Source organism: Paenibacillus sp. TSA_86.1 (assembly GCF_052691815.1).
Window position 1 is genome coordinate 39,177 of sequence record NZ_JBQZGE010000023.1, and the last position, 24,565, is coordinate 63,741.

The window sequence follows — 24,565 nt, forward strand, 5'->3', positions numbered from 1 at the left end:
TCAAGTCAATAGGCCTATTGCAAAAAAAATGATCCCCTGCTTACTTTACAAATTCGAATGAACCTCTTACAGTTTCTCTACTCTTCTTTCACCGCTTTGAAGATTCGGTAGCCTTTATCCTTCGTTACTTCTTCCACTCGTGTGAACAACGATTCCAACTTTGCTTTCGCAGAAGGTGCTCCTTGTTTCTTTTGAATGACTATCCATAACGCTCCACCTATCTTCAGATGGTTATAGGCTTGATCAAAGATAGTATGCACTGTTTCTTTGCCAGCTCGTATAGGAGGATTAGTCAAGATCACGTCGAAATCCCGCTTCTTTACTTCAGTCAGTAGATTACTTTGAATTACAGTAACATTGCCAATGCCATTGCCTTTAGCATTTTCTTTGGAAAGCTCAACAGCTCTCTCGTTGATATCGATCATGGTGACATGCCCATCCGGTACAAGTTTTGCTGCTGTAAGCCCGATTGGCCCGTAACCACATCCCACATCGAGAACATGAGCGCCTGACGGCAGTTCCATCGCATCAATTAACACTCTGCTGCCATAATCGATTCCATTTTTGGAAAAAACACCAGCATCCGTCACAAGTCGTAAACTAATTCCGCGAAGTACCGCTTCCGCAGCCTTGCGATCATGTGCTACTTGCGGTTTGTCCGAATAATAATGATTGGACATGCCCTCACTCACTTTCCATAGTTACATTTACAGCAACAAACCCCTTGATATAAGTCAAGGGGTTTGTTGTTTTGTTCATTTAGCTTGGATAAGCTAAATTATTTAACTTCGATTGTAGCGCCAGCTTCTTCAAGCTTAGCTTTAACAGCTTCTGCTTCTTCTTTAGCTACTTTTTCTTTCAGTGGTTTTGGAGCGTTGTCAACCAGTTCTTTTGCTTCTTTCAGGCCAAGACCTGTGATTTCGCGAACTGCTTTGATAACGTTGATTTTGGAAGCACCAGCGTTAGTCAGGATTACGTCGAATTCGGATTGCTCAGCTTCAGCTGCAGCAGCTCCGCCACCTGCAGCAGCTACTGGAGCTGCAGCAGTTACGCCGAATTCTTCTTCGATTGCTTTAACAAGATCGTTCAGTTCCAGTACAGTCATGCCTTTGATTGCTTCCAAGATTTGCTCTTTACTCATGATTGAACCTCCATATATAATTTTATTTTTTTGTTATTCGTTACTGCTAAGCAGCATGTAGATCAAAACGCTTACGCGCTTTGCTCTTCTTTTTCCGCAACAGCTTTAACCGCAAGCGCGAAGTTGCGCACTGGCGCTTGAAGCACGCTGAGGAGCATGGAGAGGAGACCTTCGCGTGAAGGCAGTTCTGCCAATGCTTTAACTTCTTCTACTCCGATTACGCGACCTTCAACAACTGCACCTTTTAATTCCAGTGCATCATTCTTTTTCGCGAAGTCGTTCAGAATTTTAGCTGGAGCAACAACGTCATCTACGCTAAATGCAATTGCAGTAGGACCTGTTAGAACATCGTTCAGTTCTGTCAGTTCAGCTGCTGCAGCCGCACGGCGAAGCAACGAGTTTTTCAGCACTTGGAATTCGATTCCCGCTTCACGAAGCTGCTTACGCAGTTCAGTTACTTGGGCAACGTTCAATCCACGATAGTCAACAACAACAGTCGTAGCGCTCTCGCGCAATTTTGCTGTTACTGCATCAACGGACTCTTGTTTTGCTTGAATCACTTTTGCGTTTGCCAATCTGTACACCTCCTGATCAATTTTATCCCATTAAGAAAAGCCTCCGTAGAATCACGAAGGCTTGATATATACTCGCATCCGATTTGCATCGTTCAAGTTGTATAATCACACCTCGGTAGGAAATTAAGCCGGATGGCACCTACTGTCTACGGCAAGCATATTCAAATGTCAACGGTCAGTCACTCGGACTCACAACTTTTATAGAATATCAAAACAGGACGAACCTGTCAAGAATATTTTATCTAAAAGATGCTGCGTTCACGCGTGCACCAGGGCCCATCGTAGAAGAAAGACTTACATTCTTCAGATAAACACCTTTAGCTGCCGCCGGTTTAGCACGGTTCAGAGCGTCCATGAGAGCTTTAAGGTTCTCATTCAGTTGCTCGGAAGAGAAAGAAGCTTTACCGATCGGTGCATGAATTTGACCTGCACGATCCAGACGATATTCGATTTTACCGGCTTTGATTTCTTGAACAGCCTTAGTTACATCGAAAGTTACCGTTCCGGCTTTAGGGTTAGGCATCAGGCCTTTACCGCCGAGCAGACGGCCCAATTTACCTACTTCACTCATCATATCTGGTGTCGCTACGCAGACGTCGAATTCGAACCAGCCTTGTTGGATTTTGTTGATCATGTCTGCATCACCAACATAGTCCGCGCCAGCCGCTTCCGCTTCTTTCGCTTTGTCACCTTTTGCAAATACCAATACGCGTTGTGTTTTACCTGTGCCGTGTGGCAAGACAACAACACCACGTACTGCCTGGTCTTGCTTACGAGGGTCTACACCCAAACGAACTGCTGCTTCGATAGTCTCATCGAATTTTGCAGTAGCTGCCTTTTTCACAAGCTCTACAGCTTCTGAAGGCTCGTAAGTTGCTTCGCTATCGATCAGCTTAGCAGCTTCCAGGTATTTTTTACCGTGTTTAGCCATGTTTTATTCCTCCTTTGTGGTTTTAGCGGATATACCTCCCACATTGACCGGCCGCGAATCGGCCGGCTTTACGAAGCCATGTTTCGTGTGAAAATTAGTCTTCGATGGTGATACCCATGCTGCGGGCAGTACCTTCGACCATACGCATTGCGGACTCAACGTCTGCTGCATTCAGGTCAGGCATTTTTGTTTCCGCGATTTGACGTACCGCATCACGTTTAACGGTAGCAACTTTTTTCTTATTCGGCTCGCCGGATCCTTTTTCAACTTTAGCTGCCACTTTCAACAGAACTGCTGCAGGTGGAGTTTTAGTGATGAATGTAAAGGAGCGATCCTCGAATACAGAGATTTCAACTGGAATGATCAATCCCGCTTGATCAGCTGTACGAGCGTTGAATTCTTTACAGAATGCCATGATGTTGACACCTGCTTGACCCAATGCCGGACCTACTGGTGGTGCTGGATTTGCTTTACCTGCTGGAATCTGCAGTTTTACCATTTTGATTACCTTTTTTGCCATGATTGACACCTCCTTGCAAAATAGTGGTTAACGGGCCTCGCAGCCCTCCCACAAGAAACTTGAAGAAACTATATCTTCTCCACTTGTGTATATTCCAACTCAAGCGGCGTTTCCCGTCCAAACATGTTAACGTGTACTTTCAGCTTGCTTTTCTCTACCAAAATCTCTTCCACGGAGCCCACAAAATTCGCAAAAGGACCGACTTTGATTCGTACGGATTCCTTAATATCGAATTCAATTTTAGGCTTAGGTTCAACCATACCCATGTGCTTCAGAATTTGTTCCACTTCTTCTGGCAACAAGGCTGTTGGTTTAGAACCGGAACCTGTCGAACCGACAAAGCCGGTAACACCCGGTGTATTGCGAACAACATACCAAGAATCATCCGTCTGAACCATTTCGACCAAGACATAACCGGGGTAAACTTTACGCATAACGGTCTTTTTCTTACCGTCTTTGTTTACCACTTCTTCTTCCATCGGAACAAGAACGCGGAAAATCTTGTCTTCCATGCCCATGGACTCTACGCGTTTTTCCAAATTGGCTTTGACCTTATTTTCATACCCTGAATAGGTATGAACGACGTACCATCTTTTTTCCATATCAAGCCACCTGGGACCCTTCTTAAATAATCGCTTCGATCACAGCGGAGATGCCGATATCTACGACCCAAAAAAACAGCGTCATAACCACAACAGTACCTAGTACGATTAACGTGTAGTTCGTCAGCTCTTTACGATTAGGCCAGCGAACCTTTTTAAGTTCAGCCCAGCTTTCAGAGAAAAAGGAAATCAGAGATTTGAAACTACGTTTCACGCCGACTACACCTCCAAAAACTATCTGGTTTCGCGATGAGAAGTCTGCTCGTTACAAAACTTGCAAAATTTCTTCATCTCCATGCGGTCGGGGTGATTACGCTTGTTTTTTGTCGTAGTGTAATTTCTTTGTTTGCAGTTAGTACAAGCCAAAGTAATAATTACCCGCATGATGTACACCTCCCGAAGACTTCCACATTGAAGCAGAGTCTCTAAATTGATCCTAAAAAAAGCCGTAAAATAGGCCTACCTAAAACACTTTATCACAAGGGTATAAGCATGTCAATGAAAGAATAAGCTTTCATCGTTGGGTATTAATTCCGCACAAAACGCGCATATCTCTCATCTCTGATTTTTTCACTGCTCCGGCATGAACCGAGCGATTACTAGTATTATCAATCCTTAACAATATAAACTTCAGACAATAAAAAAAGACTCAAACACCGAGCCTTTTCCATCAACGACAACAACCTTTGTTCAATTATCTCGAACTTCCAGGTACTTCTCAAGTTTGCGCTTCACACGCTGCAATGCATTATCGATAGACTTCACATGACGATCCAAATCCACTGCAATTTCCTGATAGGATCTCCCGTCCAGGTACAACATTAGCACTTTACGTTCCAGGTCACTCAAAATCTCAGACATCTTATCTTCCAGTCCCACAAACTCTTCCTGGTTAATAATCAATTCTTCTGGATCACTGACCTGAGTTCCACAAATCACATCGAGTAACGTACGATCAGACTCTTCATCATAAATGGGCTTGTCCAGAGATACATAAGAATTAAGCGGAATATGCTTCTGACGTGTAGCTGTCTTGATTGCCGTAATAATCTGTCTCGTAATGCACAGTTCGGCAAATGCCTTGAAAGAAGCAAGCTTGTCTCCTTTGAAATCACGAATGGATTTGTAAAGGCCAATCATTCCTTCTTGAATAATATCTTCCCGGTCAGCTCCGATCAAAAAATAAGATCTTGCCTTGGCGCGTACAAAGTTGCGATACTTGTTGATCAAAAACTCCAGCGCTTCGCTTTCGCCTTCACGGACCGCTTCGACAATGTCTTCGTCACTTTGGTAATCATACTTGGATAACATGATATCTTTGAGGTCGACACTCACAGACAATCCCTCCGGCTGCAACGCAAGGTACCCCGTTACTCTACTCTATGAAATATACGAACAGTATATATGATGGTACCTGCCACCGTCAACCACGCTATGCCTAAAAAAGAACACCTATAACATAATTGTCAATAGTTTCAATATTGAAAAAATTGTAAAAACCCAGTATCAGCCTCGTCTCCAGCGTTCAAACTGTTGCAATACATCCGGACTTAATTTCCCCCCGATTGTATTACGTGTTGACTTGGCCTGATCTTCAGCAAGTCGCTGTTGTAACTCTTTTTCATTCTGCTCTACTTCAATCAACAACTCTCTGGCAGATATGCGCAGCGCTCCCTGTCCAAAGATAACATGTTGCTCCACCATATCGCTTGTAGCCACATAGATTTGGCGTCTTCGCATGCTTAGTTCCCGAACGAGCCTTTCGATGCATTCATCTGCCGTCTCTTTTTCCTTTGTAAAATAAATCTGAACTTTACTCTGAGTAAAGGATTTGCCGAGTCCTGGCACAAGGTATGCGTCAAACACAACAATGACGCGCCGACCGGAAAAAGCCTGATAGTCTGCCAGACGAAAGAGAAGCCTGTTCCGCGCCTCTTCAAGCCCGTTTTCCGCCAACTTCGATAATTCCGGCCAGTCACCGATCATATTATACCCGTCTACAAGAAGCACATCACGGGAGTCAGCCATAACAACTATTCCTGCGCTTGGCGGGAGCGAAGCACCTCGTACATGACAACCCCCGCTGCCACGGAAGCATTCAGGGAATTAATCTGGCCTTGCATCGGTAATTTAACCAGCACATCACATTTCTCACGAATAAGACGGCCCATGCCTTTGTTCTCATTCCCGATCACGAGTGCTACCGGCCCTGAGAATACACCATTACCAAACACGCCTTCACGTGCGGTGACATCTGTACCTACAACCCATACACCTTCTTCTTTGAGACGATCGATCGTCTGCGCCAGATTGCTTACGCGAGCAACGGGTACATACTCCGCTGCACCTGCTGATGTTTTGGACACTGTTGCAGTTACCGATGCTGAGCGACGTTTAGGAACGATGACACCGTGGGCTCCTGTGCAGTCCGCTGTACGCAAGATGGAACCGAGATTATGAGGATCTTCAATCTCATCAAGCAAAATTAAAAAGGGCTGTTCATTTTTGGATTTGGCTATTTCCAAAATATCTTCAACCTCAGCATAGGCATAAGGCGCCGCCTGAGCAACGACACCCTGATGCTGAATACCCGGAACCGTCTGATCCAGCTTACGCTTGTCCACATGCTGGATGACAATCCCCTGCTTTTTGGCTTCCACGATGATCGGTTGCGTCAAATGTTTCTGCGCCGTATCAGCGATCCATATTTTATTAATAGTCCTGCCTGATCGCAATGCCTCCGTTACGGAGTGTTTCCCGGCAATCCATTCTTCTTCCATCTTTCTTCGTTCCTCTCTGTATTGCTTATTATATATATTTCAACCCTGAAGCTATTTTGACGTTGATGCAGATGCTTGCTCCGCAAGCTCAATACCCAGCCCGATCAGTTGAATCATTCGTTCGTGCTGACTGCTGCTGTACAAGTAGCCGATCAGACATTCAAACGCCGTTGCATGTCTATACTCCAGCACATCAGCATTTTTCGGAACACTGCCCGATTTGGCGTTCCGCCCTGAGCGTACAACATCCTGCTCTTCTTCAGTCAGTTCAGCCTCAATACTTGTCAGTATGCGGCTCTGTGCTTTGGCAGATACCAGTTTAGTTGCGCTACGGTGCAAATGATTGGGGCGCATGTTTGCTTTGGATAACAGATATTGCCTCACGGCAACCTCATATACCGCATCGCCAATGTAAGCAAGAGCAATCGGCGGAATCAGTCTTGCAGGTCTGGAAGGGGGATAAGGAAACCATCCACCTTCCGAAACACGCGCCTGATTTTTCGCTTCAGTTCCCTCAACCGGCTCAACCTGTTCGACAGGTTCAGGTAAAGTATTCATTTTTTCTTCGCTCATTTACGCCGCCATCTCATGCCCTGCGCGGTATCCTCAAGCAGGATTCCCTGAGCCGACAGTTCATCACGAATCTCGTCCGCACGAGCCCAATTTTTGGATTTGCGTGCTTCCACACGCTCTTGGATAAGACGTTCGATGTCCTCATCCAGAAGCTCCGGTTCAATGTCCGTATAGATCCGAAGCACAGCATTCAGTTCAGCGAACAGTTCCAGCAACGCATGAATCTCAGCGGCATTCACCACATCCTGCTGCAACAACTGATTCGCTTCCGCAGCCCATTCGAACAATGCAGTGATTGCATCTGGCGTATTGAAGTCATCCTTCATTTTTTCATGATACTGCTGTCGAATTTGGTCTAGTCTTGCAGAGAACTCCGGTGTGACCTCCTGATTGACAGACACAGCACCCAGACGATGTTTGAGGTTACCTACCGCATTGGCAATCCGATCCACACTGTTCTGAGCCTGTTCCATCGTATCTTCCGTGAAATTGAGCGGGTTACGATAGTGGGTGGACAGCATAAAGTAACGAATCGCTTCACGTTTGTACTGATCACGCAGGTCTTTTACCAGAACGCCGTTACCGAGGGATTTCGACATTTTCTCGTTATCAATGCGAATAAAACCGTTATGCATCCAGTAATTCGCTAAGGGTGCACCTGTAATTGCCTCGGACTGTGCGCATTCGCATTCATGGTGAGGGAACTGCAGATCCTGTCCACCCCCGTGAATATCCAGCGTGTCACCAAGGTACTCTCTTGCCATTGCAGAGCACTCGATATGCCATCCCGGACGGCCATCTCCCCATGGGCTAGACCAGAAGATTTCGCCTGGTTTTGCTGCTTTCCAGAGCACAAAATCTTCCGGATGTTCCTTCCGCTCGTCTACGCCGATTCGAATACCAAACTGCAACTCTTGCAAGTTCTGTTTCGACAATTGCCCATACTTTTCGAACTTTCCTGTTCGATAATATACGTCACCGCCATTTTCATATGCGAAACCTTTTTCGACCAGTTCACGGATAAAATCGATAATAAGCGGCATATTCTCCGTTACCCGTGGATTACTGCTGGCTTTAGGAATACCCAGCCCTTCCAGGTCCGCGTAATAAGCGGCAATAAACTTCTCAGCCACATGCGGTACGTCCGTGCCGAGCTGCTCCGCTTTGCGAATCAGTTTGTCATCGACATCGGTGAAGTTCACGACATAATTCACTTCATGTCCGATCTGCTCCAGATATCCGCGAACCGTGTCGAAAAAGATCACTGGACGTGCATTACCGATATGAATGTAGTCATAAACCGTTGGTCCGCATACGTACATTTTCACTTTGCCAGGCTCTTGTGGAACAAAATCCTCTTTGGTGCGACTCATCGTATTATAAATCTGAAGCGTCATAGTCACTTTTCCTTTCGTCCTAAACTGCTTTTACTTGATTCCAATGGTGTATGTTAACGGATGGAATTAGGTGCATTTCTCGGATTCACGTGTTTCTTGCAAAGTACGCACTTCCTCATGCAATCGTTCAATCTCGCGCTGCATGCTGCGCAAAGAGTCGATAACCGGATCGGGCAATTGTTGATTCAGACGGTCTACCCGCCGTCCATCCTGCTTGACGATTCTGCCCGGAATGCCCACCACCGTGCTATTGGCGGGAACTTCTTTCAGTACAACAGAGTTCGCCCCGATGTTGCTCTGATCCCCGACTCGAAACGACCCCAGTACCTTGGCTCCGGATGAGATAACCACATTATTGCCAATCGTCGGGTGTCTCTTTCCTTTTTCTTTCCCTGTTCCACCAAGAGTTACTCCTTGATAGATCACGACATCGTCACCAATCTCACAGGTTTCACCGATGACAACTCCCATACCGTGGTCAATGAACAAACGTTCCCCAATCGTAGCTCCAGGATGAATCTCTATACCTGTCATAAACCGGCTAACCTGTGATACGAACCGGGCGAGCGAGTACCATTTTCGTCTATACAGATCATGAGCAAATCGATGGGCCCATATCGCATGCAACCCTGAATACGTAAATACGACTTCAAACCAACTCCGGGCGGCCGGATCATTTTCAAAGACCGTCTGAATATCGGATCTGATCTTTTTGAACATGCTCGTTCCCCTCTTGTTCAGGTTCTCGTCCTCCGGGTTCGCCGGACGGCGCGTTCCTTGTTAGTATACTTGCGCACTCGCCTAAACAAAAAACGCCCCTGCAGCACGAAGCTGCAGAGGCGTTAGTCGCGGTCCCACTCTGCTTGGCTCATTCTTGAAAAAACGAGCCCTCTGGCGGTTCGGTAACGAGAACCAGTCGTCACCATCTATCCTGACGTTTTCCTCTATCCTGTTGACAGAGGCGGGGCCGGATTCGACAGTGCAGCTCACGGGTGCATTTCAGACTGCTGGACAGTGGACGGCTCGCAGCCACCACACGCCGAGAGACCTGTTCTCTGCTCGCGCGTGGGGCCATCCTCTCTGAATCTGTCCGGCTCAGCTTACTTCTCCCGGTCTATGCTGTTCTATATGAACGTATTATGACAATTCAACCTTGTGTTGCTATTATAGCGAAAAGCCTGTGCACTGACAACCTGCAGAATTGAATTTACGCGCCTGTCACCCGTGCCAGCAAACGCTGGGTTACAGTGTCTCTGCCCAACAGCACAATCGTCTGATTCAGGTCACGTCCGTGAGTCTGTCCAGTCAAGGCCACACGGATTGGCATAAAGAGTTGTTTGCCCTTAAAGCCCGTCTCCTTCTGTACTTCCTTGATCAGAGCAGCCATTTTACTTGGCGTAAATTCATCACTCGCCTGCACCTTATCCGCAAATGCCTTCAGTACGGTTGGAACCTGCTCTTCAGCAAGCACTGCAGCGCCTTCACTTTCCAATTCAACTTCTGGACGGAAGAATACTTCGGACAGTTCCACGATATCGGATGCCGAATTCATCTGTTCCTGATAGAGATGCACAAGCGTATGTGCCCATTCTATTTGCTCCGTGGACAGTTCCATTGGAAGACGTCCCGCTTTTTGCAGATGCGGAATGGCCATTTCGGCAATACGTGCCGGGTCAGCATTTTTGATGTAATGGTTGTTCAAGTGCGCCAGCTTATGTGTGTCAAATACAGCCGGACTTTTAGACAGCCGTTTAGTATCAAAAATGGAGATCAACTGCTCTTGTGAGAAGATTTCTTCTTCTCCTTCCGGCGACCAGCCAAGCAGGGAGATGAAGTTAAACATCGCTTCCGGCAGATAACCGAGCTGATCATATTGTTCAATAAACTGAATGACGGATTCATCGCGCTTGCTCAGTTTTTTGTGATTTTCGTTCACGATCAGTGTCATATGACCAAATTGCGGCGGCTCCCAGCCAAGCGCTTCATAGATCATCAGCTGACGCGGTGTGTTGGAGATATGATCTTCCCCGCGTAGCACGTGGGAGATCTTCATCAAGTGATCGTCCACGGCAACGGCATAGTTGTACGTGGGAATGCCATCTTTTTTCACAATGACAAAGTCGCCTGATTCCTTGCTGTTGAACGAGATTGTGCCTTTGACCATGTCGTTAAATGTATATGTGCGGTCTGCCGGTACACGGAAACGAATACTTGCCACGCGGCCTTCTGCCTCGAATGCCTCGATCTGCTCTGGTGTCAGGTCACGGTGCTTGCCGGAGTAACGCGGGGTTTCTCCACGGGCCGACTGCTCTTCACGCTCCTGTTCCAACTCTTCTTCCGTGCAGTAGCAACGATACGCCAGACCTTTGTCCAGCAGTTCCTGCGTGTATTTACGATACAAATCCAGACGCTCAGTCTGACGGTACGGTCCGTATTCTCCGCCTACATCAATACTTTCATCCCACTCGATACCGAGCCATTTCAAGTATTTCAGCTGGCTTTCTTCTCCGCCCGCAATGTTCCGCTTCACGTCCGTATCTTCGATACGAATGATAAATTTTCCGTTATTATGTTTGGCATACAAGTAGTTAAACAGCGCCGTACGAGCGTTCCCGATATGCAGGTGTCCCGTTGGACTCGGTGCGTAGCGCACCCGAATTTCTGTGCTCATATGATCCCCTCCGTCTCTAATTGATTGATGATATCACACACGTACAAGGCATACAACGGATTGGGCTGCAATTCCCTCTCCCCGTCCCGGGAACCCAAGTTGCTCTGTTGTCGTTGCCTTTACGTTCACCTGTGTCACATCCGCTTCCAGCGCCTTGGCAATCACTTCTGCCATCTGCGGGATGTAAGGTGCCATCTTTGGCTTCTGGGCAATAATCGTTGAATCGATATTACCAAGCTTATACCCACGATCCTTCACAAGTTGCCATACATGCTCAAGCAGTTTCAAGCTGTCGGCATCTTTGAATTCCGGATCGGTATCCGGAAAATGTTTGCCGATATCTCCAAGTGCCAGCGCGCCAAGAATGGCATCACTGATTGCGTGCAGCAATACGTCTGCGTCGGAGTGGCCCTGGAGCCCTTTTTCATAAGGAATCGTTACTCCGCCAATAATACACGGTCTACCTTCCACCAACTGATGCACGTCAAATCCTTGTCCTACACGTATCATCGCTTCTTCTCTCCCTCAAGCCAAAACGCGGCATACTGTAAATCTTCCGGTGTCGTTAGTTTGATGTTGGTATAACTGCCTTCCACAACCTTAACCGACATTCCCTGGCGCTCAGCCAGCATGGCATCATCCGTGCCCAGAAACCCGTCCCGTTCCGCGGATTCGTAAGCCTCCAGCAGGGAAGAAAGACGAAAAGCCTGCGGGGTTTGAATGCTCCACAGACTACTGCGATCCGGCGTCGCTGTAACGACACCTTCCGCATTCACTTGTTTAATCGTATCCTTCACCGGCACAGCCAGCACAGCGCCCCCGCCCGATGCGGCGACAGTCATACAGTCTCTGATCTGCTCACGGGTCACAAAAGGACGCACCCCGTCGTGAACGAGAACCCACTCCGTGTCTAGCACCCGAAGGCCTTCATGCACGGAATGCTGTCTCTCTTTCCCTCCGGGGATCACGCGGACACGCGATTCCAGCTGATATTCTTTTACCCATTCCAGGCAACGTTCAACATCTGCAGCACCTGTAACCAGGATCATCTCACGGATCTCGTCCAGAGCCGCAAATACTTCAAGCGTATGTATGAAAACGGGCTTGTCCTGTAGCAGCAAAAATTGTTTGCTCTCGGTCGTTCCCATGCGGGTTCCCCGGCCTGCCGCCACAATGACAACGCCCCACCCTTTATCCATGCCGCAATCCCTGCCTTGTCTGTCAGTTTATCGCCGGGCGACAATTCATATCTGCTTCGATATCCACCATCGTACAACGATACACTACCCATCATACCGCTTTATTGGGCTTTTTCCAACAGTTTCGGCTTGGCAAAAATCATTCGTCCCGCAGACGTCTGCAACACACTGGTCACGAGCACTTCCATCATCATGCCGATATACTCGCGTCCGCCTTCAACCACAATCATCGTTCCGTCATCCAGATAGGCTACGCCCTGTCCATGCTCCTTGCCGTCCTTGATAATCTGCACCATGATCTCTTCTCCCGGCAGCACAACCGGCTTCACCGCATTTGCCAAATCATTGATATTAAGCACCGATACCCCTTGAAGTTCACAGACTTTGTTCAGGTTAAAATCATTGGTAACAACCTTGCCCTGAAGCACTTTGGCGAGTTTCACCAGTTTGCTATCCACCTCGGAAATTTCCTCGAAATCACCTTCATAGATCAATACCTGCACATCAAGCTCCTTCTGGATTTTGTTTAAAATGTCCAGCCCACGGCGCCCGCGGTTACGCTTGAGCAGATCCGATGAGTCTGCAATATGCTGCAGCTCTTCCAGTACAAATTCCGGGATAACAATCGTTCCCTCAATGAACCCGGTCTTGCAGATATCTGCGATTCTTCCGTCAATAATGACGCTGGTGTCCAAAATTTTATGCTCTTCCATCCGTCGTCCTTCTTCTGCCTCGGGGTGTCCCCACCGTCCCGACTTCCAGAGTGCCGCCAGATCGTCTTTCTTGGCCATAGCCAAACTATATCCGGAATACGCAGCAATCACAGTCAGGGCCACTTGCAGGACCTCTCCTGCGGTTCCTAACCAGACAAGGCAAGGATACATCAGTAATGCAACCAGCAGTCCAGCCACGGTGCCTGCCGCCCCGGCAGCAAGTTCATTCATGGGTATTCTGGCTAAAGAATCGATACCGCTATGCAATCTGTTTGCCATCACGGTGCCGCCGATCGTGCATACGGACATAAAAAGTACTGCTCCCAGCAGTGTAGATACGCCAGCTCCCAGCAATCCTGCCGACTGAATCCATTCAGCCATCCAGGGAATAGACTTACCTGCCAGATGATAAGCCGTGTACCCGAACCATGCGCCGCACAATCCAGTAAAAGTTAAAATGCCTTTTCTCCACATGAGTTCCTGCACCTCCTCAATCATTCTTCATTTTCATATCCAGTATGATCCAATTTCCGGAAAGCTAATCCGGTTCGCAAGAAGTTTTTGGAAATGTTGCATTCGTCAGTTGAAAGTAAGACTTTTATTGGCATATAATGAATTCAATTCATATCCCGAGGTGAGTAGCAAAATGAGTACGCTAAGTTTACAGGCTTTTCAGGATCAAGTTTCCGAACTGTTGCTGCGTCATCGCAGCCTGATTGATGTACTGTCCAAAACGGGACAAGCCGGAGCCTCCGTTAACCGCGCCGTGTCCAAAGCCATTACTGAATGCGGCTGCATTGAGCTGCACGCCACCAAACAGCAGTACACCCCTGAGAGTGGTATTTCTCAAGCCAAGAGCCTGCTGGAAACGCATGTAGAAGGTCAGTTGTGTGAGAATTGCAAAGAGGTGATCAGCTCCGAGTTGGGGCGAAACCTGTTCTATATGTCTGCACTCTGCAATCTACTGGACATTAACTTGGAAGAGGTCGTGAATCACGAATCACAGAAATGTTCAACGCTGGGGATATTTAATCTGTCTTAGCTATATCTGTCTCGGCCACTTGGTTATAGATCGAAAAATGCAATCCAAACAAAAAGCACGTACGCTCCTTTTTAAGGAATGTACGTGCTTTTTATATAATATTGGTGGTAGCTGAAGCTAAACACGCTACTCTTTTTAATTATCGGAAGAACGGGAAGACTTTTTGTCCTTGCGTTTTTTGGCACGATTTCGCGAAGCAGCCGTTCGTACACTGTATCTCATGCCATATAAGGCATATAACACCAGCGGGATAAAAATCAGCTTGGAGAGCTGATCCGGGAAAAGAACAGCCAGCGCTACAGCCAGCAGTACAACCCACGGGGCAATCCAAATGGCCTTGCGGGGCAGTCCGACTTTTTTGAAATTGGGATATTTCAGTGAACTGACCATCAGGTAAGACAACAGCAGCGTAGCAATCATCATGCTGATTGGCCCGATATCCTTGTGAAACAGGGAAAGTGTAGCCAGCACACCACCCGCAGCCGGAATCGGCAAACCTGTAAAATATCCTGGAATTCCTGGACGTACGTTAAATCTCGCTAAACGAATTGCACCGCAGATCGGAAAGGCCGCCGTAGCAATCCAGGCAAATATTGGCATCGCATCCTGAAATGACACCATAAAAATGATTAATGCAGGCGCTGCACCAAAGGACACCATATCGGACAAAGAATCAAGCTCCTTGCCAAATTCACTTTGCGCGTTCAGCGCTCTTGCTACCCTTCCATCCAAACCGTCCAGCAACATCGCAACGATAACCATAATGGCGGCCGTGCTGTATTTTCCGTTAATTGCAAGCAAGATGGCCAGCATACCCAGAAACAGATTACCTAAGGTAAAAAGATTTGGAATGAATCTGGTTAACATGTTGTTTCACCTCATCCATTAGAAGCCGTTATAGGCGATTTCCTACATCTGTCGATCAATAAACATTTGCTCCTGCAGACGTTTGAGACCTTCCTTAATGGTGCGTGCACGAACCTCACCAATGCCGTCTACCTCATCGAGTTCTTCAATTGTTGCCATGATGACATGTGGTAACTGTTCAAATTGATCCACCAAGTTATGAATAATTACATTAGGCAGACGAGGGATCTTATTTAATACCCGGTAACCGCGTGGTGCAACCGAATCTTCGGAAGTCGCCGCTGATGAAGGATAACCCAGCAATCGTACGATATGATGCGCATCAAGTAATTCCTCGTCCGACAATCTTTTTAATCCCACTATAATTTCACGAATCTTGTCATCACTATCGTCACGAGCATAGTCCTTATACAGCAGCCAAGCTTCTTCCTCTGTTGTCCCCACAAGCTCTTCCATTTGCATGGAAATGAGCCTTCCTTCGTTCCCCAACTCATCAATATATCGTTCAATCTCCGTTTTGATCCGCAGCACCATTTCAGTACGCTGAATGACATTGACCACCTCAGGAATCGTCACCAGCTCCTCAAATTCGGAAGCACTCAGATTCGTGAGGGATTGCTTCAGCACCGCTTTATACTTTTCGAGCGTTTGAATCGCCTGATTCGCTTTGGTCAGAATCACCCCGATTTCCTTAAGTGAATATCGAAGTGTTCCCTGATACAGGGTGATAATATTCCGGCGCTGCGAGATGGAAACGACCAGCTTGCCGGTTTGTTTTGCCACTCGCTCTGCCGTCCGGTGACGAATGCCTGTCTCTGAAGAAGAGATAGAGGAGTCCGGGATTAGTTGTGTATTGGCGTACAAAATCCGTTTCAAATCCTCACTCAGAATAATCGCACCGTCCATTTTGGCAAGCTCGTAAAGGTAGTTTGGCGAGAAATCACAGTTAATCGAAAATCCCCCATCCACCACTTCCATCACTTCAGGGCTGTATCCTACAACAAGCAGTGCGCCCGTCTTGGCACGAAGCACATTTTCCAGACCTTCGCGGAAAGGTGTACCTGGTGCAATCAGCCTTAACAAATCATTCATATTGTCCAGTTGGCTTGAATCCTTCATCTTGTTATGCCCCCTAATCTAAAGCAACCGCTAGTGCATCTGCCACGGTATTCACACCGATCAGTTGTATCCCGCGAGGATGTTTCCAGCCCTTTAAGCTTTTTTCTGGTAAAATAACTCGTTTGAAGCCCAGCTTCGCAGCTTCTTTCACACGTTGTTCTGCCCTCGATACGGCACGAACTTCACCCGTTAGGCCAATCTCGCCAAAGATGACGTCATCCGGCTTGGTTGGCACATCTCTCAAGCTGGAAGCAATACTGACTGCCACGGCCAGATCGACGGCCGGTTCGTCCAGCCTGACCCCGCCAGCCACGTTCAGATAGGCATCCTGTGTCTGCAGGAACATGCCCATCCGTTTCTCCAGCACCGCAATAATCAGATTTAACCGATGATGATCAATGCCTGTTGCCATGCGGCGCGGAGATGGAAAATGTGTCGTCGAAATCAGAGCTTGCAGCTCCACCAGCATCGGACGTGTACCTTCCATGCTCGCCACAACGGTAGAACCGGCTACCCCAAGCGGCCGTTCAGATAAAAATAACTCTGAAGGATTACCTACTTCACGGAGCCCGTCTTCACCCATTTCAAATATGCCAATTTCGTTTGTGGAACCAAAACGGTTCTTCACCGCACGAAGGAGACGATACGTATGATGCCGTTCACCCTCAAAATAAAGTACACAGTCCACCATATGCTCTAACATACGAGGACCAGCAATGGCACCTTCTTTGGTAACATGCCCTACAAGAACCGTTGCAATGCCCCGGCCCTTGGCAATCCGCATGAATCTGGACGTGCATTCCCTTACCTGTGCCACACTCCCTGGTGCGCTGGTAACTTCGGGCAAATATACCGTTTGAATGGAGTCGATGACAAGAAAATGCGGCTGGATTTGATCCACCGCTTCCTCTACTCGTTCCATATTGGTTTCACACAGCACATACAGCTCAGGCGAAAGTGCACCGAGCCGGTCAGCTCGCAGTTTTGTTTGCTTCACGGATTCTTCACCGGACACATATAACACACGCAGCCCGGAGTGGGTTAATGCATGAGAAGTCTGTAACATCAACGTTGATTTTCCGATACCCGGATCGCCCCCCACCAACACAAGCGAACCTGGCACAATGCCGCCGCCCAATACACGGTTGAGTTCTCCGATTCCAGTCTGTACACGCGGCTCCTGACCGCTATCTATATCTATGATAGGAAGAGGTTTATCTTTACTGTCAAACAGCGGAGAATTTCTCCCTTGTGTTTTGACTACCGTTTCGGTTTCTTCTATCATCGAATTCCAGGACTGACAACCAGGACATTTTCCGTACCATTTGGGGGCTTCATAGCCGCATTCCGTACATTGAAACTTGGTTTTAACTTTGGCCACTTCAGCACTCCTATTAATTATATTATTTTATAACAGCATTTTACATTATTCGACTAATTTTGCTCATTGCCCTGACTTACAGGGTTACTAAAAGTTTACCATTGTTTGAGATTTTTCGTAAAGGATTATCGCAAACTTTACACATGTTCCTAGTGAATCTCGCTACAATTCAATCACAACTCCTGCACAAACGAAAAAATCCTCCCCGGCGGAAGCCAGGAAGGATCGGAATATGAATATAAGCTGCTTTCATTCAGCTGTTCACACCCTATTTATTTCGTTTCAATCTCCTCATTGGATTGAACAGGCGCATCTTTTTTGGTTACAGACAACGCTCCATTCTCTTCGTCAATGAGCAAGGAGTCCCCTTTGGTAACATTACCTGTGAGCAACTCTTCAGATAATTTGTCTTCAATATGCTTCTGGATTGCCCGGCGAAGTGGCCGTGCACCGTAGGCAGGATCAAAGCCAGCTTTGGCCAGGAAGTCCTTGGCGTTATCTGTAAGTTCAAAATCAACTTCGTATTCATTGAGTCGTTTACGTAGTTCCTCACTCATGAGAGTAACAATCTCAGCGATATGTTTCTGTTCGAGTGAGTGGAACACGATAATCTCATCGATCCGGTTCAGGAACTCAGGACGGAAGCTTTTCTTCAGCTCATCCATCACTTTGCCCTTCATGTTATCGTAATCTGCTCCTGCATCCACAACCGCTGTGAAGCCAAGAGTGGAATTACGTTTGATCGCTTCTGCACCCACGTTGGATGTCAGGATAATCAGCGTATTGCGGAAGTCCACGACACGTCCTTTGGAATCCGTCAAACGCCCATCTTCCAACACTTGCAACAGGATGTTGAAGACCTCAGGGTGTGCTTTTTCTACTTCGTCCAACAGGACTACAGAGTAAGGTTTGCGACGAACCTTCTCTGTCAACTGACCGCCTTCTTCATATCCCACATATCCTGGAGGTGCTCCGACGAGTCTGGATGTGGAGTGTTTCTCTCCGTACTCGGACATATCAATCCGGATCACGGCATTTTCATCACCGAACATCGCTTCAGCGAGTGCACGAGCCAGTTCGGTTTTACCTACACCTGTAGGACCAAGGAAGATGAAAGAACCCATCGGACGTTTCGGATCTTTAAGTCCCGCACGTGCACGGCGAACGGCACGGCTGACGGATTTTACAGCTTCATCCTGTCCGATAACCCGTTCATGAAGAATGGACTCCAGATTCATCAACCGCTGTGTCTCTTCTTCTTTCAGCTTGTTCACCGGAATTCCTGTCCAGTTGGCTACCACTTGAGCGATATCTTCTGGAGTTACTTCGGAATCAGTGCGGCCTTGTTTTTCTTTCCATTGGTTCTTCGTGGTATCCAACTCTTCACGAATTTTCTGTTCCGTATCGCGAAGTGCTGCTGCCTTTTCGAACTCTTGGCTTTGAACCGCGGCGTCTTTTTCCTTGCGGATATCTTCCAGACGGCTCTCCAATTGTTTCAGGTTTGGCGGAATGGTGTAAGAGTTCAGCCTTACTTTTGATCCAGCTTCATCGATCAAGTCAATGGCTTTATCCGGCAGGAAACGGTCAGTGATATAACGATCAGACAATTTAACGGCTTGCACGATCGCTTCATCTGTAATTTTCACGCGGTGATGCGCTTCGTACCGATCACGCAGACCATGCAAAATTTGGATTGCTTCTTCTGGCGATGGTTGATCAACGGTAATCGGTTGGAAACGACGCTCCAGCGCAGCATCCTTTTCGATGTATTTACGATATTCATCCAAGGTGGTCGCACCAATACACTGCAATTCTCCACGAGCCAGAGCTGGTTTCAAAATGTTTGATGCGTCGATTGCACCCTCCGCACCACCGGCACCAATCAGCGTGTGCAACTCATCGATGAACAAGACAATGTTGCCAGCTTGACGGATCTCATCCATGATTTTTTTCAAGCGATCCTCAAATTCACCACGATATTTGGTTCCAGCTACAACCGAACCCATATCCAGCGTCATTACCCGTTTGTCACGCAAGGTTTCCGGAATTTCATTCGCAATAATTTTTTGTGCAAGACCTTCAGCAATCGCTGTTTTACCTACACCCGGTTCACCGATCAATACAGGGTTGTTTTTGGTACGACGGCTCAACACCTGAATGACACGCTCAATTTCCTTGCTGCGGCCAATGACCGGGTCAAGGTTATTTTCTCTGGCGTAAGCCGTGAGATCGCGAGCCAGACTATCTAAGGTTGGTGTACTCACATTGGCAGGTGTGCCATTATGACTGGAAACCGCTTCGCTGCTTCCGAGCAATTGCAGTACTTGTTGACGTGCTTTGTTCAAACTGATACCAAGGTTGTTGAGCACACGTGCGGCAACCCCTTCGCCTTCACGGATCAATCCGAGAAGAATATGTTCTGTTCCTACATAGGTGTGACCCAATTTACGAGCCTCATCCATGGACAATTCAATTACTTTTTTCGCGCGCGGCGTATATGCAATGTTCGTAGGTTGCTCTTGACCACGGCCAATTAGCGTTTCTACTTCATCCTGAATTTTTTCCAATCCGAGTCCCAGGCCGATCAGTGCTTTGGCAGCAATGCCTTCACCTTCACGAATGAGGCCGAGCAAAATATGCTCCGTACCGATGTTATTATGACCGAGACGGACAGCTTCTTCCTGCGCGAGTGCGAGCACCTTTTGGGCCCGTTCCGTAAATCTTCCAAACATCATATCTCCTGCACCTCCATGGTTTTGGATCAAACGAGGGAATTTAATCTACTCGATAACCCTTCGTTATTCTTCATATCATTTTGTTGGCAGCCATGCTGCGATTAAAATCATTGGTACCTTCCATGAGAGTGGAGAGGCCTTGTTATATAAAAGCCGCAGATGCGGCATGAAACCGAAGTTGGTATTCCAGGAACGTTTACCCAGAACTTTTAGCTGCTTTGATCGTATCACGAATTAACTGTGCCCGGTAGATGTCACGCTCATCTGTGCGCATATCCCCGAACGTTTTTTGCAAAAATCCTGGCTGCGTCATCACATTCAGCTCATTCATCACCGGAATGGTTAGCCCATCCAGCAATCCAAGATCTACACCGAGCCGAATATCAGATAAGCGCTGCGCTGCTTCCTTCGTGTCTACAATAGCCGCATGGGACAAGATTCCGTAGGAACGCATCACCCGATCTGTAATACGTAGTCTGGAATCGGTAATGAGCCGTTCTCTGGCCGTACGTTCATGACCAATCATCTGTAAAACAACGCTATGCAGGTTGTCGATCACTTCTTGTTCCGTCTGTCCAAGTGTAATCTGATTGGAAATCTGGAACAGGTTGCCCATCGCCTCGCTGCCCTCTCCGTAAATCCCTCGAACCGTTAACCCCACCTGGGATACGGCACTGAGAATACGGCCGATCTGCTGTGTCATGACCAATGCCGGAAGATGCATCATGACAGAAGCCCTGACACCTGTTCCAACGTTTGTTGGACAACTGGTCAGATAACCCCTGCGATCATCAAAGGCGTAATCCACATGCGCTTCAAATGCATCATCTATAGCGGAAGCTTTCTCCCAGGCTTCTTTCACCTGGAACCCCGGATAGAGGCACTGGATACGCAGATGATCCTCTTCATTAATCATAATGCTTACCGATTCGTCCTCACTAAGAATGACGGCTCCGTTTGTAGATTCATTCGCCAGACTTGGGCTGATGAGATGTTTCTCCACCAGCACTCGTTTGTCAAGTTCATCAATATCGATCAGATCAAGTGTAGTAAAATCACCAAAGGCGTGTACGTCATCGTACTGAAGTACTTCGCTCAGTTTATTCAACACCTCTTCCGATTGCTCACCCGAAGCCAGCATTGGAAACGGGATATGCTGAAGGTTACGTGCGATACGGACACGACTGCTGATTACAATCTCTGAATCGGTTGCATCACTGCGCATCCATTCACTGAGCGCCTTCTCTGTAAAACGCAGATTAGGCATTATGCTTCCCTCCTACTCATGACAAACTTTACTCCTGAGCTATTCCTTTTTCAAGTTCACGAATCTGATCCCGGATTTGAGCTGCCTCTTCGAATTCTTCTTGGGCAATGCTCTGCTGAAGATTTTGCTTCAAGTCAGCAATTTGTCGTTTCACCTTAATCCGTCCACCCGCTCTGGCAGGAACTTTGCCCACATGAGACGTGCTACCATGAACTCGTTTGAACAACGGGTCGAGACGACTGTCAAAGTACTTGTAACAGGAGCTGCAGCCAAAACGACCAACTTTGCTGAACTGGGCATAAGTCATGCCACATTCTTCACATTGCAGCGCCTTGGCAGGTGCGGCACCTGAACCTTTGCCTGCCGGATCAAAATCAAGCAATCCGGACAGCAGGTTGTGGATGGAAAATCCTCCTGATGTTCCAGGAATCATCTCCCCCTTCTCACGGGCGCATGATTCACAGATATGAAATTCCGTCTTCTCTCCATTTACAATTTTCGTAAAATGAAGTGTAGCCGGACGTTTATTACATTCTTGGCACAGCATATAGATGTACCTCCTTTGATCCCGATAGTTTTCATTTACCGAGCAAAGATATTAGCATCGCCTTCAACATTCTGGCACGAATTTGATCCCGGTAAGGAAGTTTGACCATAAGAACCTCTCTCGACACAGCCGCACGCATCAACCCGGCTTCCCGCTTACTTAAGAAACGGGCTTCTTCCAGTTGATAGATCAAACCTTCCGCAGCAGTCTGTCCAATCTCCTCACCAATGCTGTGATGCAGATGGTTGTGCAGAGCTGATTGAGCGGGTAATTCAATGCGCTGTATACGAACGTATCCACCGCCGCCACGTTTACTCTCTACCAGATAACCTTTTTCTATAGTGAAACGGGTGCTGATGACATAATTGATCTGGGAAGGTACACATGAAAACTGATCCGCCAGATCATTACGCTGTATTTCAATCATTCCTTCGGGACTTTCATGCAAAATACCCTTCAGATATCGTTCGATAATATCAGAGATATTACGCATCCAATCATCCTCCACTGTCTGAAACGTTAAGTCAATAAGGACCCACACGCCCCCACAGAGTGCACCTTCTCCACCCATTTAACCACTTAGTGAAACAGCGAATCTTACCGCCTCAGGTGTTAAACAGGAGAGCAAAGGAAGCACGAAGGTCCTTTAAATATCCCTTGATCTTCCAATGACATGTATCCGTCACACGGTACTTCTCATCAGAGAGCAGTAAGAAAGTCGAACAATCGTATCGTAGGTATAATAATAAACATTAACCTTGAGTTGACTTTGACTTTCTTTGACTTTATATACATTATAGCATATTTTACTGTTTTGCCAAGTGGGGGCACTATTCATTTTTTACGATTTTACACGAAATATTCGCCTGACACAAAAAAACCTCTCCCAGGCATCGGGAGAAGTCTGATTGCTCACTATTACACTACTTATCTAATCGATGATATATGACTCGGTATCTGTAGGCTTAAAAGAAGTCAAGTAAGTAGGTTTCACGGTATGGTACAGCCTTCTCCAGCGCTTGAACTGCGGTAGCCGAGCCTTCCATTCTACCGATCTGTGCCATCTCTGCTGGTCTGCGATACCCCATTAACACGGCTGTGAGTGATTGAATATTGAGTCGAATTGGCTGATCAAGCTGATCTTCACGCTCTGATTCGGCTGTTTTCCATATAGAAGCCGTTCCGTTCATCGCTACATTTAATTCCCATACCCCTTCATTCCAAGGAGCATATGCGTCTTCGACTTCAAGCCAAATCTGTACAGGCGAGTCCTGACTTGCAAAAGGGTACTGCGAAATGAACTGCTCCACGCTTACAATCCGTGCCATGAAGTACGGTACCACCTCTTGCTGAATCCGTGGATTGTCCAGCTGAAACGCTAACATATCACTTGCTGGCGCTTGTAAAGTCACCTCGTTAATCATGGAATCATGATTGGCAATAAACGTCCAAAGTCCTTGTCTTGCCTCTTCATTCAGATGAATCATCTCACCGATGGTAAATTTGCTATCCTTAACCTCGTAGAGTACATAACCTTGAGGTACATCTGCCTCATCATAGTACACAGCTCGCTTACTACCTTTTTTTATATATACCGAATTCTCCCACCACGCGTCATCCCGATTCAAGCTTCCATTATAACGTGCTGCATACGTTTCATAGACCTGCTTCAATACAGCGAGCTCAGGATTCCCCCGTTTAATCGTACCTGGTGTTGGTTTTTTGGCTGGCAGTTCGGAGGTAGACAACTTGTATTTCTTATATTCCACATAGGTTTCCCACCCATACTTTCGATAAAAGGAGAATGAAAATGGATGCAGGAAGGAAATACTCTGTTTATTTCGATTCATTTCTTCGAGCGCATATTGTAGCAGACCTGCTACCCATCCCTTGCGTCTGTATTCCGGCCAGGTTGCTACACCTGCAATTCCACCCATTTCAAAGGATCTTCCGTGGATATACGTTTGAAATGGAATAATTTGAAGTTTGGCTCCCACCTGTCCATCCGCATAGACACCCAATACATTATGCTTGGAAAATTCCTCTCGCCGTCTCTCCAATTGATCCTCTGTCATTGTAAACTGAAAAGCATACTCGGAGAGCGCCATACACGCCTCATAATCCTCAGCCGTTAATTTACGAAGTTCCATATGATCCTGCACCTCATTCTCTCGTAATGTAAGTCCATCCTTGTTTAAAAATAAATAGTTCGTTCAACTTATATAAGAGGTTAAGCGATACTACTACATACATTCGAGTGTGTCAGAGGTTCCCCCTAAAGTCAAACAGGAGATGCCACGTTCACATCTCCTAAGTAATTAAATATAAAAGAAAAACCACCACCGAATTACATCGGCAGTGGTTCTTTGCTTGGCGGCGTCCTACTCTCCCAGGACCCTGCGGTCCAAGTACCATCGGCGCTAGAGGGCTTAACGGTCGTGTTCGGGATGGGTACGTGTGGAACCCCTCCGCCATCGCCACCAAACGCGATTGGATCGAAGCTAA

At 47.1% G+C, this 24,565-nt stretch carries 27 protein-coding genes, 1 rRNA gene and 1 other annotated feature; of the genes, 1 reads left to right on the forward strand and 27 read right to left on the reverse strand.

Annotation, left to right across the window (positions count from 1 at the left end; translation table 11 throughout):
- Nucleotides 1-77: 77 nt before the first annotated feature.
- The 18 genes from ACUTVW_RS25805 to ACUTVW_RS25890 all read right to left on the reverse strand — a co-directional run bounded on the left by ACUTVW_RS25805 (nt 78) and on the right by ACUTVW_RS25890 (nt 13,576).
- Nucleotides 78-680 carry a class I SAM-dependent methyltransferase gene (locus tag ACUTVW_RS25805; protein WP_434749260.1) on the reverse strand — a complete coding sequence of 201 codons (603 nt, stop codon included), beginning with the start codon at nt 678-680 and terminating at the stop codon, nt 78-80.
- Nucleotides 681-778: 98 nt separating this feature from the next.
- Nucleotides 779-1,141, reverse strand: a complete 363-nt coding sequence (rplL, locus tag ACUTVW_RS25810) for a 50S ribosomal protein L7/L12 (RefSeq protein ID WP_445648357.1) — start codon at nt 1,139-1,141, stop codon at nt 779-781.
- Between the two features lie 71 nt (nt 1,142-1,212).
- Nucleotides 1,213-1,716, reverse strand: a complete 504-nt coding sequence (rplJ, locus tag ACUTVW_RS25815) for a 50S ribosomal protein L10 (RefSeq protein WP_434749258.1) — start codon at nt 1,714-1,716, stop codon at nt 1,213-1,215.
- 23 nt (nt 1,717-1,739) lie between these two features.
- Nucleotides 1,740-1,886 (reverse strand) — a sequence feature (ribosomal protein L10 leader region).
- Between the two features lie 68 nt (nt 1,887-1,954).
- The gene (gene rplA / locus ACUTVW_RS25820) at nt 1,955-2,647 is read right to left on the reverse strand and encodes a 50S ribosomal protein L1 (RefSeq protein ID WP_434749257.1); all 693 of its coding nucleotides are present in this window, start codon (nt 2,645-2,647) and stop codon (nt 1,955-1,957) included.
- A 94-nt stretch (nt 2,648-2,741) separates the two neighbouring features.
- Nucleotides 2,742-3,167 carry a 50S ribosomal protein L11 gene (gene rplK / locus ACUTVW_RS25825; RefSeq protein ID WP_017692062.1) on the reverse strand — a complete coding sequence of 142 codons (426 nt, stop codon included), beginning with the start codon at nt 3,165-3,167 and terminating at the stop codon, nt 2,742-2,744.
- Between the two features lie 68 nt (nt 3,168-3,235).
- Nucleotides 3,236-3,769 (reverse strand): transcription termination/antitermination protein NusG, encoded by a 534-nt coding sequence (gene nusG / locus ACUTVW_RS25830; RefSeq protein WP_036607165.1) that lies wholly within the window; start codon nt 3,767-3,769, stop codon nt 3,236-3,238.
- A 22-nt stretch (nt 3,770-3,791) separates the two neighbouring features.
- Nucleotides 3,792-3,983, reverse strand: coding sequence for a preprotein translocase subunit SecE (gene secE / locus ACUTVW_RS25835; protein WP_024633600.1), 192 nt, complete (start codon nt 3,981-3,983; stop codon nt 3,792-3,794).
- 20 nt (nt 3,984-4,003) lie between these two features.
- Nucleotides 4,004-4,153, reverse strand: a complete 150-nt coding sequence (gene rpmG, locus ACUTVW_RS25840; protein WP_072735843.1) for a 50S ribosomal protein L33 — start codon at nt 4,151-4,153, stop codon at nt 4,004-4,006.
- A gap of 306 nt (nt 4,154-4,459) precedes the next feature.
- Nucleotides 4,460-5,104: an RNA polymerase sporulation sigma factor SigH gene (gene sigH / locus ACUTVW_RS25845; RefSeq protein WP_024633601.1), complete on the reverse strand. Its 645-nt coding sequence runs from the start codon at nt 5,102-5,104 to the stop codon at nt 4,460-4,462.
- A 171-nt stretch (nt 5,105-5,275) separates the two neighbouring features.
- Complete coding sequence (locus tag ACUTVW_RS25850) at nt 5,276-5,797, reverse strand: NYN domain-containing protein (RefSeq protein ID WP_434749256.1); 522 nt, start codon at nt 5,795-5,797, stop codon at nt 5,276-5,278.
- A 5-nt stretch (nt 5,798-5,802) separates the two neighbouring features.
- Nucleotides 5,803-6,549, reverse strand: coding sequence for a 23S rRNA (guanosine(2251)-2'-O)-methyltransferase RlmB (gene rlmB, locus ACUTVW_RS25855; RefSeq protein WP_445648358.1), 747 nt, complete (start codon nt 6,547-6,549; stop codon nt 5,803-5,805).
- Between the two features lie 51 nt (nt 6,550-6,600).
- Nucleotides 6,601-7,107 carry a Mini-ribonuclease 3 gene (locus ACUTVW_RS25860; protein WP_445648370.1) on the reverse strand — a complete coding sequence of 169 codons (507 nt, stop codon included), beginning with the start codon at nt 7,105-7,107 and terminating at the stop codon, nt 6,601-6,603.
- An 11-nt stretch (nt 7,108-7,118) separates the two neighbouring features.
- Nucleotides 7,119-8,519: a cysteine--tRNA ligase gene (gene cysS, locus ACUTVW_RS25865; RefSeq protein WP_445648359.1), complete on the reverse strand. Its 1,401-nt coding sequence runs from the start codon at nt 8,517-8,519 to the stop codon at nt 7,119-7,121.
- Between the two features lie 66 nt (nt 8,520-8,585).
- On the reverse strand, nt 8,586-9,239 hold the full coding sequence (gene cysE, locus ACUTVW_RS25870) for a serine O-acetyltransferase (protein WP_445648360.1): 654 nt from the start codon (nt 9,237-9,239) through the stop codon (nt 8,586-8,588).
- Between the two features lie 487 nt (nt 9,240-9,726).
- Complete coding sequence (gene gltX, locus ACUTVW_RS25875; protein ID WP_445648361.1) at nt 9,727-11,190, reverse strand: glutamate--tRNA ligase; 1,464 nt, start codon at nt 11,188-11,190, stop codon at nt 9,727-9,729.
- 33 nt (nt 11,191-11,223) lie between these two features.
- Nucleotides 11,224-11,700 (reverse strand): 2-C-methyl-D-erythritol 2,4-cyclodiphosphate synthase, encoded by a 477-nt coding sequence (gene ispF, locus ACUTVW_RS25880; RefSeq protein ID WP_445648362.1) that lies wholly within the window; start codon nt 11,698-11,700, stop codon nt 11,224-11,226.
- Entirely contained in the window at nt 11,697-12,389 is a 693-nt protein-coding gene (gene ispD / locus ACUTVW_RS25885; protein WP_445648363.1) for a 2-C-methyl-D-erythritol 4-phosphate cytidylyltransferase, read from the reverse strand. The genes ispF and ispD overlap by 4 nt, the downstream gene beginning before the upstream one ends.
- Before the next feature lie 101 nt (nt 12,390-12,490).
- Nucleotides 12,491-13,576: a PIN/TRAM domain-containing protein gene (locus ACUTVW_RS25890; RefSeq protein WP_445648364.1), complete on the reverse strand. Its 1,086-nt coding sequence runs from the start codon at nt 13,574-13,576 to the stop codon at nt 12,491-12,493.
- Between the two features lie 172 nt (nt 13,577-13,748).
- Here ACUTVW_RS25890 and ACUTVW_RS25895 point away from each other — a divergent pair, with 172 nt between their 5' ends.
- Nucleotides 13,749-14,144, forward strand: a complete 396-nt coding sequence (locus ACUTVW_RS25895) for a DUF1573 domain-containing protein (protein WP_434749246.1) — start codon at nt 13,749-13,751, stop codon at nt 14,142-14,144.
- Nucleotides 14,145-14,279: 135 nt separating this feature from the next.
- On the opposite strand, the gene pssA is transcribed toward ACUTVW_RS25895, so the two are convergent.
- The 9 genes from pssA to rrf all read right to left on the reverse strand — a co-directional run bounded on the left by pssA (nt 14,280) and on the right by rrf (nt 24,545).
- Complete coding sequence (pssA, locus tag ACUTVW_RS25900) at nt 14,280-15,011, reverse strand: CDP-diacylglycerol--serine O-phosphatidyltransferase (RefSeq protein WP_445648365.1); 732 nt, start codon at nt 15,009-15,011, stop codon at nt 14,280-14,282.
- Nucleotides 15,012-15,053: 42 nt separating this feature from the next.
- Entirely contained in the window at nt 15,054-16,130 is a 1,077-nt protein-coding gene (disA, locus tag ACUTVW_RS25905) for a DNA integrity scanning diadenylate cyclase DisA (protein WP_445648366.1), read from the reverse strand.
- 13 nt (nt 16,131-16,143) lie between these two features.
- A complete protein-coding gene (radA, locus tag ACUTVW_RS25910) occupies nt 16,144-17,511 on the reverse strand; it encodes a DNA repair protein RadA (RefSeq protein ID WP_090924698.1) in 1,368 nt (455 codons plus the stop codon).
- 272 nt (nt 17,512-17,783) lie between these two features.
- Complete coding sequence (locus tag ACUTVW_RS25915) at nt 17,784-20,246, reverse strand: ATP-dependent Clp protease ATP-binding subunit (protein WP_445648367.1); 2,463 nt, start codon at nt 20,244-20,246, stop codon at nt 17,784-17,786.
- A 196-nt stretch (nt 20,247-20,442) separates the two neighbouring features.
- Nucleotides 20,443-21,513, reverse strand: a complete 1,071-nt coding sequence (locus tag ACUTVW_RS25920; RefSeq protein WP_434749242.1) for a protein arginine kinase — start codon at nt 21,511-21,513, stop codon at nt 20,443-20,445.
- A gap of 28 nt (nt 21,514-21,541) precedes the next feature.
- On the reverse strand, nt 21,542-22,060 hold the full coding sequence (locus ACUTVW_RS25925; RefSeq protein ID WP_445648368.1) for a UvrB/UvrC motif-containing protein: 519 nt from the start codon (nt 22,058-22,060) through the stop codon (nt 21,542-21,544).
- A gap of 31 nt (nt 22,061-22,091) precedes the next feature.
- Nucleotides 22,092-22,553, reverse strand: coding sequence for a CtsR family transcriptional regulator (locus tag ACUTVW_RS25930; protein WP_434749241.1), 462 nt, complete (start codon nt 22,551-22,553; stop codon nt 22,092-22,094).
- Nucleotides 22,554-23,025: 472 nt separating this feature from the next.
- Entirely contained in the window at nt 23,026-24,210 is a 1,185-nt protein-coding gene (locus ACUTVW_RS25935; protein WP_445648369.1) for a GNAT family N-acetyltransferase, read from the reverse strand.
- 218 nt (nt 24,211-24,428) lie between these two features.
- Nucleotides 24,429-24,545 (reverse strand): 5S ribosomal RNA (gene rrf / locus ACUTVW_RS25940).
- Nucleotides 24,546-24,565: the final 20 nt, after the last annotated feature.